The sequence below is a fragment of the Methylobacterium sp. WL8 genome (assembly GCF_008040045.1).
GTDB lineage: Bacteria > Pseudomonadota > Alphaproteobacteria > Rhizobiales > Beijerinckiaceae > Methylobacterium > Methylobacterium cerastii.
In genome coordinates this window covers 55503-66742 of record NZ_VRVF01000012.1, presented here as the reverse complement: position 1 = coordinate 66742, position 11240 = coordinate 55503, and the positions used below count along the sequence as shown (strand labels likewise).

Sequence of the window (11240 nt, the reverse complement as noted above, 5' to 3'; positions counted from 1 at the left end):
GGGCGGAGGGGCAAGCGGATGTCGATAGGTTCACCGGCACTCGGATCGCGGCTCGATGCATGCCTCGCCGCCGCCGTCGCGGCGGAGCCGCACTTGGCCGACACCGCCGCCGTGATCGCCGCGATCGCGGCCGCGTCGATCGACATCAGCGAGGTCATCGGGCGCGGGGCGCTCGGCGGCGACCTCGCGGCGGCGGGCGAGCACAACAGCGACGGCGACGTGCAGAAGGCGCTCGACGTGATCGCCCACCAGCGCGTCACCGAGGCGCTGCAGGCCGCGCCGGTCGCCGAGGTCGCCTCCGAGGAGGCCGAGGGCGTGATGCACCTCAACGCCGGGGCGCCGCTCGCGGTCGCGATCGACCCGCTCGACGGCTCGTCGAACATCGGCGTGAACATGGCGGTCGGCACCATCTTCGGCATCCGCCCGGCGGTGACGGCAGAGGGCGACCCGATCGCCTCCTTCACCACGCCCGGCACGGCGCAGACGGCGGCGGGCTTCGTCACCTACGGCCCGGCGACGGCCCTGATCCTGACGCTCGGCCACGGCACGCAGGTCTACGTGCTCGACCGTGACCAGCGGGCCTTCCGGCTGACGCATGCCGCGCTGGAAGTGCCGGCGGCCGCCAAGGAATACGCGATCAACGCCTCGAACGCCCGGCACTGGGACGGCCCGATCAAGGCCTTCGTCGAGGATTGCCTGCGCGGCGCCGAAGGGCCGCACGACAAGGACTACAACATGCGCTGGCTCGGCTCGCTGGTGGCCGACGCGCAGCGCGTGCTGATGCGCGGCGGCGTGTTCCTGTACCCGGGCGACGGCCGCAAGGGCTACGCGCAGGGGCGCCTGCGCCTGCTCTACGAGGCCGCCCCGATCGCCATGCTGATGGAGCAGGCCGGCGCCGGCGCCACCGACGGCGAGCGCCGCATCCTCGACATCGCCGCCACCGGCATCCACGAGCGCGTGCCGCTGGTCTTCGGCTCCGTCGAGGAGGTCGCCAGCGTCGCCAAGTACTACGACGGGCGCAACCACGCCGCCGGGCGCTCCCCCCTGTTCGGCCAGCGCGGGCTGATGCGCTCGTGATCGACCCGATCGCGCGGTAGCCCCCATGTCGGCGCGGCATCCCATCATCTCGGTCACCGGCTCCTCGGGGGCCGGCACGACCTCCGTGCGCAACACCTTCGAGCAGATCTTCCGGCGCGAGGACGTCTCCGCGGTCTACATCGAGGGCGACGGCTTCCACGCGTTCGACCGGGAGACCATGCACGCGATGATGGCGGCGGAGCCGACGCTCTCGCACTTCGCGCCGCGCGCCAACCTCCTGCCCGAGTTGGAGGAGGTGTTCCGCACCTACGGCGAATCCGGGCGCGGCCGGACCCGGCACTACGTGCACGACGTCGAGGACGCCGCGCGCTACGGGCGGCCGCAGGGCAGCTTCACGGAGTGGGAGGATTTCGAGCCCGGCTCAGACCTGCTGTTCTACGAAGGCCTGCACGGCTGCGTCGTCGACCAGAGCCTGGACCTGGCCAGGTACCCCGACCTGAAGATCGGCGTCGTGCCGGTGATCAACCTCGAATGGATCCAGAAGCTGCACCGGGACCGCTCGTTCCGCGGCTACTCGACCGATGCGGTGACCGACGTGATCCTGCGGCGGATGCCGGACTACGTGCAGACGATCTGCCCGCAATTCTCGTGGACCGACATCAACTTCCAGCGGGTGCCCACCGTCGACACCTCGAACCCGTTCATCGCCCGCTGGATTCCGACGGCCGACGAATCGATGGTGGTGATCCGCTTCAAGGACCCGAAGGGCATCGACTTCTCGTACCTGCGTTCGATGCTGGAGGGCAGCTTCATGAGTCGGGCGAACTCGATCGTCATCCCGGGCGGCAAGCTCGACTTGGCGATGCAGCTCATCCTCACGCCGATCATCATGCAACTCGTCGAGCGCAAGCGGCGACTCGCCTGAACGAACGGATCGTCGCAGACGGAAGTCCGGCTGGTCAGGCCGGCCTTCCCGACCCATCATCAGCCTACGCGAGGGGTCACGTCCCCGTCGCGATTCGGAACCCGTGCCATGCCGAAGGCCATCATCGCCCCCTCGATCCTCTCGGCCGACTTCGCGCGGCTGGCCGAGGAGACCCGTGCCGTGGACGCGGCAGGCGGCGACTGGATCCACCTCGACGTGATGGACGGGCACTTCGTGCCCAACATCACCTTCGGGCCGCCGGTGGTGAAGGCGCTGCGCCCGCACTCCAGGAAGTTCTTCGACGTCCACCTGATGATCGCGCCGGCCGACCCCTATCTCGCGGCCTTCGCCGAGGCCGGCGCCGACGGCATCACCGTGCATGTCGAGGCCGGGCCGCACAGCCACCGCTCGCTCCAGACCATCCGGGGCTTGGGCAAGCGCGCCGGCATCGCGCTGAACCCCGGCACGCCCGCCGCGATGGTCGAGCCGCTCCTCGACCTCGTCGACATGGTGCTGGTGATGACGGTGAACCCGGGCTTCGGCGGCCAGAGCTTCATCGGCAGCGCGCTCGAGACGGTGGCGCGCGTGAAGGCGATGTGTGCTGGCCGCGCCATCGACATCCAGGTCGACGGCGGGGTGGACGCCGACACGGTCGGCCGCGCGGCGGCGGCCGGCGCCAACGTGTTCGTGGCCGGCAACGCGGTGTTCAAGGACGGGCCGGACCGCTACGCCGAACGGATCGCCGCGATCCGGGCCGGCGCCGAGGCCGCGGGCGGCGGATCGATCGCATGCTGATGCCGTCGTCATGCTGAAGGCGCTGATCTTCGACGTCGACGGAACGTTGGCCGAGACCGAGGACCTGCATCGCCAGGCCTTCAACCAAGCCTTTTCCGAGCTCGGCCTGTCCTGGCATTGGGACTCCGCCTGCTACGCCGACCTGCTGACCGTGATGGGCGGAAAGGAACGGCTCGCCCACTACGTCGCGACCCGGCACGGGGACGCCGCGGACCTCCGCGCCCGCATGCCGGAGATCCACACCCGCAAGACCGCGATCTACGGCGGCCTCGTCTCGGAGGGCGCGCTGGCGCTGCGCCCCGGCGTCGCCAGGCTCATCGCCGAGGCGCGGGCGGACGACGTCCGCCTCGCGATCGCCACCACGACGACCCGCGCCAACGTCGACACGCTGCTCGCGGTCAACTTCCCCGCCGGCGACCGGCCCTTCGACGTGATCGCCTCCGGCGACGAGGCGGCCCGCAAGAAGCCGGCCTCCGACATCTTCGACCTCGCGGTCCGCCGCCTCGGCATCGCGCCGTCGGAGGCGATCGCGTTCGAGGATTCCGCCGCCGGCATCCGCTCGGCGCTCGACGCCGGCCTGCCGGTGCTGGCGACGCGCAGCCGCTACACCGAAAGCCATCGCCTCGACGGCGCCTTCTCGGCGGTGTCCGACCTCGGCGAACCGGGGCATCCGCACCGGCACGTGTTCGGGGTCGCCTGGGCCGACGGGGTGGTGACGCTCGCGGGCCTGCGGGCCTGGCACGCAAGCGCCTGAGCCGTCAGTCGCGACGCGTGGGCCGGGAGCGCGGGGTGCCGCGGCCTTTCGCTTCCGTGGCGAACAGCGTCGCGCCGGCCACCAGCCCGAGAACCGCGGCCAAGCCGAGCTTCGGCCACCGGCGGCTCTCAGTACGCCGGAGATCGCGCGTGCCGTCGCCGCGGCGATCCTCGCGTTTCGCCCAGGCGTCGGCCATTTCCGCGCAGTACCTTCGTTCGGTGGTCGGGTGGGTCGTCACGTCCGTGTCGTTCCTTCGCCATGGCCGTCGCGATGCACGGCGATCGTGGGGGCCAACGTGCGAGGCGATGGTTCTTTCCGGATCGTCCAGCCCACCTGCGGCCCGCGTTGCCTCGTCGCGTTCCGCCCGCGTATAAACCGCAGAATCCCCACGACACCCAAGAAACGCGCGACGCCATGGCCGGCCATTCCCAGTTCAAGAACATCATGCACCGCAAGGGCCGGGTGGACGCCGTCCGCTCGAAGCTCTTCGGCAAGCTCGCCCGCGAGATCACCGTGGCGGCCAAGCTCGGCCTGCCCGATCCGGCGATGAACGCGCGCCTGCGCGCGGCGATCATCGCGGCGCGCGCCGAAAACGTGCCCAAGGACAACATCGAGCGCGCGATCAAGAAGGCGTCCGGCGCCGACGGCGAGACCTACGAGGAGATCCGCTACGAGGGCTACGGCCCGGGCGGCGCCGCGCTGATCGTCGAGGCGCAGACCGACAACCGCAACCGCACGGCTTCCGACGTGCGCTCGGCCTTCACCAAATCGGGCGGGAGCCTCGCCGAGACCGGCGCCGTCGCCTTCATGTTCGACCGCGTCGGCGTCATCGCGTTCCCGGCCTCGGTGGCCGACGCCGACACGATGATCGAGGCCGCGATCGAGGCCGGCGCCGACGACGTGCGCTCGGACGAGGCCGGCCACGAGATCACCTGCGCGCAGGACTCCTTCGGCGAGGTCTCGAAGGCGCTCGAAGCCCGCTTCGGCGAGCCGACCCGCACGGGCCTCGTCTGGAAGGCGCAGAACACGATCGACGTCGACGACGAGACCGGCGAGAAGCTGATCCGCCTCGTCGAGGTGATCGAGGACCAGGACGACGTGCAGAACGTCTACGTCAACTTCGCCCTGTCCGACGCGCTGGTGGCCAAGCTCGAGGCGTAAGGCTCAGGCCTCAGCGGAGCGAGACCGTCCCGCTGCGGTCGCAGCGATAGGGCGCGACGCCCACCGCCGGGTCCTGCAGCACGCGTCCGCCGGAGGCCTCGCAGCGGGTCTGGAACGAGTCGTGCGGCCCCCAGAAGCTCCAGATCGTGAACATCGGCAGCACCATCATCAGGCAGACGCTGCCGATGACCATGCCCGCCGCCCAGGCGCTGCCGCGCAAGGGCTTGGGCGGCTCCGGGCGCATCGGCGCCATCGGGGCGAGGAAGGCCAGGGTCGGCACCAGCCAGTCGAAGGTGTTCATCCGCCTGCCCCCTCGATCGCTCCGGCGCGGTTCCGGTCACGCCCCGCGCGACGGACGGTAGTTCGGCCGCGCCGAATGCGAAAGGTGCCGGCCCGCGACCGTTTGGCGAAACCGATCGTTCACGCTATGTGCTCACACAGGGCGGGCGTGGCGTTCCGGCCCCGCGCCCGAGGTCTCGCCCATGACGCCCATCCGCATCCTCGGCATCGATCCGGGCCTTCGCCGCACCGGCTGGGGCATGGTGACGGTGACCGGCGCCAAGCTCGCCTACGTCGATTGCGGCGTCGTCACCTCGGACGGCGACCTGCCGCTGGCGCTGCGCCTGCGCGAGCTGCACGAGGGCATCACCCGGATCGTGCGGGATTTCTCGCCCGACGAGGTCTCGGTGGAGGAGACCTTCGTCAACAAGGACGCGCAGGCGACGCTGAAGCTCGGCCACGCCCGCGCCATCGCCCTGCTGGTGCCGGCGCTGGCCGGCGTGCCGGTGTTCGAATACGCGGCGAACCTGATCAAGAAGTCGGTCTGCGGCTCGGGCCACGCCGAGAAGGTGCAGATCCAGGCGATGGTGCGGTTCCTGCTGCCGAAGGCCGAGTTCAAGGTCGCGGATGCGGCCGACGCGCTGGCCATCGCCATCACCCACGTCAACCATCGCGGCGCGCATGCGCTGAAGCGCGCCAACCCGCCCCCCGGCGCGGCAGGCCCCGGCGCCGCGCGGATCGCGGCGGCCCTGGCCAAGCTCGGCTGAGCCCGTCAGTTCACCGCCTTGAACTCGCCTTCGAGGCGCAGGACCACCTCGTCGCCGAGCACCGGCAGGTAGGCGTCGATGCCGAAATCCGAGCGCTTGAGCACAGCGCGGCCGTCGAAGCCCACGGTGTAGGCCTTGTCCACCGGGTGGATGCCGGCCTGGTTGAAGGTCGCGTCGAAGGCGACCGGCTTGGTGATGCCGCGCAGCGTCAGGTCGCCGGTGACCCGCGCCGTGGTCGGGCTCGTCGCCTCGACCGCGGTTGCGACGAAGGTCGCGCTCGGGAACTTCGCGGTGTCGAAGAAGTCCGGCGCCTTGAGGTGCGCGTCGAGCTTCGGGTTCACGCCTGTGACGCTGTCGGTGCCGATCGTGACCGTGAGTCGGATCTTGGCCGGGTCCCTCGGATCGAGCACCGCGTCGCCGGCGACGTCGGTGATCTGGCCGTAATAGGTCGAGAAGCCGAGATGGCTCAGCGACCACGTGATCTTGGCGTGGTCGGGATCGAGGCGGTAGGCGCCCGGCCGCACCTGCGTCGGGTCGGCGCTCGGGGCCGCGGTCTCGGCGGCCCGCGCCGGCGCGAGGGCGAGCGCGAACGCCAGGAGGAGCAGAGGTCCGCGCATCGGGATCGCCTGTGATTGTGACCGAAGGTTTCCGGGCCGTGATCTCACGAAGCTTGGCCGCCCTCAAGGCTCGTACCGCGTTGGATGCCGTGGATGGCGGCGCGGGGCCGCATTCTGTAGGCAGCGCAGATCGAGCGGGACGCGCCGCGCGGATGATCGGGATCTCATGATCGGGAAGCTCAAGGGCGTGGTCGACTCCTTCGGCGAGGACTTCGTCATCCTCGACGTGCAGGGCGTCGGCTACGTGGTGCATTGCTCGGCGCGCACGCTGCAGCGCATGCCCAAGGCCGGCGAACCGGCCGACCTCTCGATCGAGACGCATGTGCGCGAGGACATGATCCGGCTCTACGGCTTCCGCTCGGACGCCGAGCGCGAGTGGTTCCGCCTGCTCCAGACGGTGCAGGGCGTCGGCTCGAAGGTCGCGCTTGGGCTGCTCTCGGTGCTGGAGCCGCCGCAGCTCGCCTCGGCGATCGCGCTGGGCGACAAGACCGCGATCGCCCGCGCGCCCGGCGTCGGCCCGCGGCTCGCCGCCCGCCTCGTCGCGGAGCTGAAGGACAAGGCGCCGTCCTTCGTGCCCCTCGACCCGGCTTTGGTCGCGCTGGCCGGCGCGGTGGAAAACCGCTCCGCGCCCCAGCCCGTCGCGGACGCGATCTCGGCGCTGGTCAACCTCGGCTACGCCCAGCTCCAGGCCTCGGCCGCGATCGCAGCCGCCCTGCGCTCGGCCGGCGAAGGCGCCGAGACCAAGGTGCTCATCCGCCTCGGGTTGAAGGAGTTGGCGCAGTAGGCCGACGGGCCGCGCAGACGCTGGCGCGCGATGGGATCGTGCGCTCGTGATCGCCAAAGCCTTGACCGGCGCGGCGTCGGATGGCATGTGGCCCGCAAGCTAAGGTCTTGAAAACGCATAGTTTTCAAGAATTCTAAACTGGAAGGCGGTCCGACAGGGCCGGGACGGCGTACGGTGACCGGCCTCGCAGGCGTCGAGGTCGACGAAGGAAACGAGCCTCCAACCATCGGGTTTTGGATCGTATGATCGTCTGTTCCTGCAACGTCCTCTCGGACGGCGCCGTGCGCGGGTGCCTCGGCGACGGGCCCGGCTGTCCGCGCACGCCGGCCCAGGTCTACGCCTGCCTCGGCTGCAGCCCGAAATGCGGCCGATGCGCCCGCACCATCCGCGCGATCATGCAGAACGCGCTGGCCGGCGCCGCGATCGAGGCGGGACACGAGGCCCATGCCTGCGCGACGGGTTGCGCAACCGGCTGCAGTTTGGGAAAGGTCCAGCCTGCAGAGGAGGGGATCGCCGCCTGAGGCGTGGCCCGGCTTTTCCCTCGCAAGCGTCAAGGGGAGAACGGGTTTCATGAAGGGCGACATCAAGGTCATCGAGTATCTCAACCGCGGCTTGCGCAGCGAGTTGACGGCGGTGAGCCAGTACTGGCTCCACTTCCGGATGCTCAACGACTGGGGCTACATCGACCTCGCCAAGTTCTGGCGCAAGGAATCGATCGAGGAGATGAACCACGCGGACCGGTTCGTCGACCGGATCCTGTTCCTCGACGGCTTCCCCAACCTCCAGGAGCTCGATCCCTTGCGGATCGGCCAGAACGTTGAAGAGATCATCGCCTGCGATCTCGCCGCCGAGTGCGAGGCGCGCGCGCTCTACCTCGAGGCCGCCAAGTATTGCGACTCGATCAACGACCGGGTGTCGAAGCGCCTGTTCGAGGACCTGGCCGAGGACGAGGAAGGCCATATCGACTTCCTCGAGACGCAGCAGGAGCTGATCCGCCAGATCGGCCTGCCGCTCTACGCCCAGCGCCACATCGGCGGCCTGGAGCCGATCGCCCCCGAAGCCGAATGAGACCGTCGCGGGATCGCCGGTTTTCCCGGCGGTCCCGCCTCTCAATACAGCCGCGTGCGGTACGCCTCCTCGGTGGCCCGCTCGGCGTCCGCGACGCTGACGGTGCCGCCCTGCTCGGCGAGGATGCGGCCGAGGCTCGGGAAGCTCGTGCGCTCGACCCGCACCGCCGGCGACCACAGCTTGGCGCGCATCAGCGCCTTGCCGCAGTGGAAGAACATCTCCTCCACCGTCACGCGCAGACCCGTCGTCGGGACCTTGCCCTGGGCGGCCATCGGGGCAAGCAGATCCGGCGACGTGACCAGCGCCGCGCGGCCGTTGACCCGCAGGGTCTCGTCGATGCCCGGCACGAAGAAGATCAGCCCGACGCCTGGATTGCCGAGCACGTTGCCGAAGCTGTCGACGCGGTTGTTGCCGCGGCGGTCGGGGATCAGCAGCGTCGCGTCGTCGAGGATCTGGACGAAGCCCGGCGCGTCGCCCCGTGGGCTCGCGTCGGCCCGTCCCTCCACGTCCATCGAGGCCAGGACGAGGAAGGGCGAAAGCGCGATGAAGTCGCGGGCGAAGTGATCGAGCCTGGATAGAACCTTGTGCTCGGCCATCGGCCGGATCGCGCCGACATGCGCGCGCAAGGCCTCGGGCCCGTCGAGGATCGTGTCGTCGGTCGTCCCGCTCACGTCGGCATCCTCTGGTTCGGCTGGTTGCGGTCCGGTCAGCAGGAATCGGACCATGCCCTGCGTGATCGCGGAGAGCATGATCGCGCCCCGGTTCCGGGCTCCCGCGGTACGCGCCGTCACACCGGCGAAATCGGAGGTCTTGACGGGCCGTCTCCTCGGCGCTTGATCCGGCATCGGACATCGATAGGCACCAGGCGCATGACGGCTCTCGCATCGGACGACCGCCTGCCGGCGGCTTTGCGCGGCACGCTCGCGCTGCCGGTGATCGCCGCGCCGCTGTTCATCGTGTCCGGCCCCGACCTCGTGATCGCCCAATGCCTGTCCGGCATCGTCGGGTCGTTCCCGGCGCTGAACGCCCGCCCGGCCGAACTGCTCGATACCTGGCTGACGCGCATCACCACGACGCTCGCCGTGGCGCGGGCGGCGGAGCCGACCCGGACGATCGCGCCGTTCGCGGTCAACCAGATCGTGCACGCCTCGAACGACCGCCTCGCCCGGGACGTCGCCGCCTGCGTCACCCATCAGGTTCCGATCGTGATCACCTCGCTCAGGGCGCCGGACGACGTCGTGCGGCCGATCCATGGCTATGGCGGCGTCGTGTTCCACGACGTGACCACCGTCCGCCACGCCGAGAAGGCGCTGGAGGCGGGGGTGGACGGATTGATCCTGGTCTGCGCCGGCGCAGGCGGCCATGCCGGCACCCTGAGCCCGTTCGCCCTCCTCGGCGAGGTGCGGCGGTTCTACGACGGGCCGATCATCCTGTCGGGTGCGATCACCACGGGCGGCGCGATCCTCGCGGCGCAAGCGATGGGCGCCGACCTCGCCTACATGGGCACCCGCTTCATCGCGACGGCGGAGGCCAACGCCGCCGACACCTACAAGACGATGATCGCCGGGAGCGCGGCGGCCGACATCCTCTACACGCCGTTCTTCACGGGCGTGCCCGGCAACTACCTCAGCCCGAGCATCCGCGCCGCCGGGCTCGATCCAGACAGCCTTCCGCAGGTCGACAAGAGCGCGATGAACTTCGGCAGCAGCCGGGTGAAGGCGTGGCGCGACGTGTGGGGCGCCGGCCAGGGCGTCGGGACCATCGAAGACGCGCCGCCCGTGGCCGAACTGGTCGAACGGCTCAAACGCGAATACGCCGCCGCGCGAACGCGCCTCGGCGCCGCGGCCTACTCGGCCGCCTGAGCCCAGGCCTTGGACCGGTCGGGGCGCGCGTCCGGCAGCTCCACGTCGGCAAGTTCCGTGCGGCTGCGGCCGTTGTGCTTGGCGCGGTAGAGCGCGAGGTCGGCCCGGCGCATCAGGGCGTCGAAATCCGCGTCTCCGGGCCGGCTCACCGCGAGGCCGATGCTGACGCCGACCCGAAGGTTCGGCAGCGTCGGCAGGCGCAGGGCGGCGAAGGCGCGGCCGAACCGCACCGCGACCCGGCGCGCCTCCTCCGGACCGTCCACCGGGATCAGGCAGGCGAACTCCTCGCCGCCGAGGCGCCCGAACACCCGCTCCGTTGGCAGCAGGGCCCGTCCCAGGGCGCAGAACGCCACCAGCACCCCGTCGCCGACCGCATGGCCGTAGGTGTCGTTCACGCGCTTGAAGTGGTCGAGGTCGAACAGCAGCAGCGCAGCCGGCGATGGCCGCGCCAGCAGCGCCTCGGCCTCCCGGACGAAGGCGCGGCGGTTGGCGATGCCGGTGAGCGGATCGATCGACGCGGCGAGCCGTTGCGACCGCTCGGCCCGCTCCTTCGTCAGCGCCATGAACGTGAAGGCGATGGCGATCGTGAACAGCATCGCGGCAAAGCACAGGATCGCCACCCAGGGCGATTGCAGGGCGTCGGGTCCCGTCGGAAGCGGAGCGATCAGCGCCGCGGGAATCCGGATGGCGTAGCAGAGCCCGTAGGCGCAGAGCAGGACCATCGCCGGATAGCGCGACACCAGCCGTTCCGCGCGCCCGCGCCAGATTTCGTAGGCGCTCGCCCCGCAGAAGCCGGCGGCGATGGACGAGGCCAGGACGACCCGCGCCGCGATCGACTCGTAGAAGCCCGGCACGAGGCAGGCCACCGCGAAGACACCGCCGCCAAGTACCGGGAGGGCGAGGCGCAGCGTCCGCCCCTCGAAAGCCCGCACGCCGCTCCAGATCAGCCCGTACACCGCGATCATGACGGCGTTGGCGACGCCGATCGAGACCCAATCGGGGATCATGCCGCGCAACGCCAGCCCACCGGACGCGACGGCGCCGCCGAGGTGCGCGACGCCCCAGATCGCAAGCGCGCGCGTCCCGCGCGCCTGCACCCAGGAGAGCAGGAACAGCACGCCCACGAGGAACGTGAGGACGAACGTCACCAACAGGAGGGTCGGGATGTCGAGACGCATGGACGGCTTGCC

Annotated in this window: 15 protein-coding genes; 10 read left to right on the top strand and 5 right to left on the bottom strand. The window is 70.5% G+C overall.

What is annotated here, in order from left to right:
• Nucleotides 1-18: 18 nt before the first annotated feature.
• From FV234_RS07020 to FV234_RS07005, 4 genes are all read left to right on the top strand, one after another.
• Nucleotides 19-1077, top strand: a complete 1059-nt coding sequence (locus FV234_RS07020) for a class 1 fructose-bisphosphatase (protein WP_147828521.1) — start codon at nucleotides 19-21, stop codon at nucleotides 1075-1077.
• Nucleotides 1078-1102: 25 nt separating this feature from the next.
• Nucleotides 1103-1963 (top strand): phosphoribulokinase, encoded by an 861-nt coding sequence (locus tag FV234_RS07015; protein ID WP_147828520.1) that lies wholly within the window; start codon nucleotides 1103-1105, stop codon nucleotides 1961-1963.
• Between the two features lie 108 nt (nucleotides 1964-2071).
• The gene (rpe, locus tag FV234_RS07010) at nucleotides 2072-2758 is read left to right on the top strand and encodes a ribulose-phosphate 3-epimerase (RefSeq protein WP_147828519.1); all 687 of its coding nucleotides are present in this window, start codon (nucleotides 2072-2074) and stop codon (nucleotides 2756-2758) included.
• A gap of 10 nt (nucleotides 2759-2768) precedes the next feature.
• Nucleotides 2769-3512, top strand: a complete 744-nt coding sequence (locus FV234_RS07005; protein WP_147828518.1) for an HAD-IA family hydrolase — start codon at nucleotides 2769-2771, stop codon at nucleotides 3510-3512.
• Nucleotides 3513-3516: 4 nt separating this feature from the next.
• Here the strand turns inward: FV234_RS07005 and FV234_RS26605 are convergent, their stop codons facing one another.
• On the bottom strand, nucleotides 3517-3750 hold the full coding sequence (locus tag FV234_RS26605) for a hypothetical protein (RefSeq protein WP_238271883.1): 234 nt from the start codon (nucleotides 3748-3750) through the stop codon (nucleotides 3517-3519).
• Nucleotides 3751-3926: 176 nt separating this feature from the next.
• Between FV234_RS26605 and FV234_RS06995 the strand changes: the two genes are divergently transcribed.
• A complete protein-coding gene (locus tag FV234_RS06995) occupies nucleotides 3927-4673 on the top strand; it encodes a YebC/PmpR family DNA-binding transcriptional regulator (RefSeq protein WP_147752348.1) in 747 nt (248 codons plus the stop codon).
• 10 nt (nucleotides 4674-4683) lie between these two features.
• On the opposite strand, the gene FV234_RS06990 is transcribed toward FV234_RS06995, so the two are convergent.
• Nucleotides 4684-4974 carry a hypothetical protein gene (locus tag FV234_RS06990; RefSeq protein WP_147761963.1) on the bottom strand — a complete coding sequence of 97 codons (291 nt, stop codon included), beginning with the start codon at nucleotides 4972-4974 and terminating at the stop codon, nucleotides 4684-4686.
• 181 nt (nucleotides 4975-5155) lie between these two features.
• Between FV234_RS06990 and ruvC the strand changes: the two genes are divergently transcribed.
• Nucleotides 5156-5719 carry a crossover junction endodeoxyribonuclease RuvC gene (gene ruvC, locus FV234_RS06985; protein ID WP_147752346.1) on the top strand — a complete coding sequence of 188 codons (564 nt, stop codon included), beginning with the start codon at nucleotides 5156-5158 and terminating at the stop codon, nucleotides 5717-5719.
• A gap of 5 nt (nucleotides 5720-5724) precedes the next feature.
• Here ruvC and FV234_RS06980 read toward each other — a convergent pair whose 3' ends face one another.
• Entirely contained in the window at nucleotides 5725-6336 is a 612-nt protein-coding gene (locus FV234_RS06980; protein ID WP_147828517.1) for a YceI family protein, read from the bottom strand.
• Nucleotides 6337-6502: 166 nt separating this feature from the next.
• On the opposite strand from FV234_RS06980, the gene ruvA reads away from it, so the two are divergent.
• The 3 genes from ruvA (at nucleotide 6503) to bfr (ending at nucleotide 8188) form a co-directional block, all read left to right on the top strand.
• On the top strand, nucleotides 6503-7120 hold the full coding sequence (ruvA, locus tag FV234_RS06975) for a Holliday junction branch migration protein RuvA (protein ID WP_147828516.1): 618 nt from the start codon (nucleotides 6503-6505) through the stop codon (nucleotides 7118-7120).
• 242 nt (nucleotides 7121-7362) lie between these two features.
• Nucleotides 7363-7641: a (2Fe-2S)-binding protein gene (locus tag FV234_RS06970; protein WP_147752343.1), complete on the top strand. Its 279-nt coding sequence runs from the start codon at nucleotides 7363-7365 to the stop codon at nucleotides 7639-7641.
• A gap of 49 nt (nucleotides 7642-7690) precedes the next feature.
• Nucleotides 7691-8188 (top strand): bacterioferritin, encoded by a 498-nt coding sequence (gene bfr / locus FV234_RS06965; RefSeq protein ID WP_147761960.1) that lies wholly within the window; start codon nucleotides 7691-7693, stop codon nucleotides 8186-8188.
• Between the two features lie 41 nt (nucleotides 8189-8229).
• Here bfr and FV234_RS06960 read toward each other — a convergent pair whose 3' ends face one another.
• On the bottom strand, nucleotides 8230-8859 hold the full coding sequence (locus FV234_RS06960; RefSeq protein ID WP_281407950.1) for a pyridoxamine 5'-phosphate oxidase family protein: 630 nt from the start codon (nucleotides 8857-8859) through the stop codon (nucleotides 8230-8232).
• A 198-nt stretch (nucleotides 8860-9057) separates the two neighbouring features.
• On the opposite strand from FV234_RS06960, the gene FV234_RS06955 reads away from it, so the two are divergent.
• Entirely contained in the window at nucleotides 9058-10050 is a 993-nt protein-coding gene (locus tag FV234_RS06955) for a nitronate monooxygenase family protein (RefSeq protein WP_147828515.1), read from the top strand.
• On the opposite strand, the gene FV234_RS06950 is transcribed toward FV234_RS06955, so the two are convergent.
• The gene (locus FV234_RS06950) at nucleotides 10035-11228 is read right to left on the bottom strand and encodes a GGDEF domain-containing protein (RefSeq protein ID WP_147828514.1); all 1194 of its coding nucleotides are present in this window, start codon (nucleotides 11226-11228) and stop codon (nucleotides 10035-10037) included. The genes FV234_RS06955 and FV234_RS06950 overlap by 16 nt on opposite strands.
• Nucleotides 11229-11240: the final 12 nt, after the last annotated feature.

What these genes read in the sequence shown, in the direction of transcription:
- ruvC (WP_147752346.1), top strand. Translation starts at nt 5,156, where the DNA reads ATGACGCCCATCCGCATCCTCGGCATCGATCCGGGCCTTCGCCGCACC.
- FV234_RS06955 (WP_147828515.1), top strand. Translation starts at nt 9,058, where the DNA reads ATGACGGCTCTCGCATCGGACGACCGCCTGCCGGCGGCTTTGCGCGGC.
- FV234_RS07005 (WP_147828518.1), top strand. Translation starts at nt 2,769, where the DNA reads ATGCTGAAGGCGCTGATCTTCGACGTCGACGGAACGTTGGCCGAGACC.
- FV234_RS06980 (WP_147828517.1), bottom strand. Translation starts at nt 6,336, where the DNA reads ATGCGCGGACCTCTGCTCCTCCTGGCGTTCGCGCTCGCCCTCGCGCCG.
- FV234_RS06970 (WP_147752343.1), top strand. Translation starts at nt 7,363, where the DNA reads ATGATCGTCTGTTCCTGCAACGTCCTCTCGGACGGCGCCGTGCGCGGG.
- ruvA (WP_147828516.1), top strand. Translation starts at nt 6,503, where the DNA reads ATGATCGGGAAGCTCAAGGGCGTGGTCGACTCCTTCGGCGAGGACTTC.
- FV234_RS06950 (WP_147828514.1), bottom strand. Translation starts at nt 11,228, where the DNA reads ATGCGTCTCGACATCCCGACCCTCCTGTTGGTGACGTTCGTCCTCACG.
- FV234_RS06995 (WP_147752348.1), top strand. Translation starts at nt 3,927, where the DNA reads ATGGCCGGCCATTCCCAGTTCAAGAACATCATGCACCGCAAGGGCCGG.
- FV234_RS06990 (WP_147761963.1), bottom strand. Translation starts at nt 4,974, where the DNA reads ATGAACACCTTCGACTGGCTGGTGCCGACCCTGGCCTTCCTCGCCCCG.
- rpe (WP_147828519.1), top strand. Translation starts at nt 2,072, where the DNA reads ATGCCGAAGGCCATCATCGCCCCCTCGATCCTCTCGGCCGACTTCGCG.
- bfr (WP_147761960.1), top strand. Translation starts at nt 7,691, where the DNA reads ATGAAGGGCGACATCAAGGTCATCGAGTATCTCAACCGCGGCTTGCGC.
- FV234_RS07015 (WP_147828520.1), top strand. Translation starts at nt 1,103, where the DNA reads ATGTCGGCGCGGCATCCCATCATCTCGGTCACCGGCTCCTCGGGGGCC.
- FV234_RS07020 (WP_147828521.1), top strand. Translation starts at nt 19, where the DNA reads ATGTCGATAGGTTCACCGGCACTCGGATCGCGGCTCGATGCATGCCTC.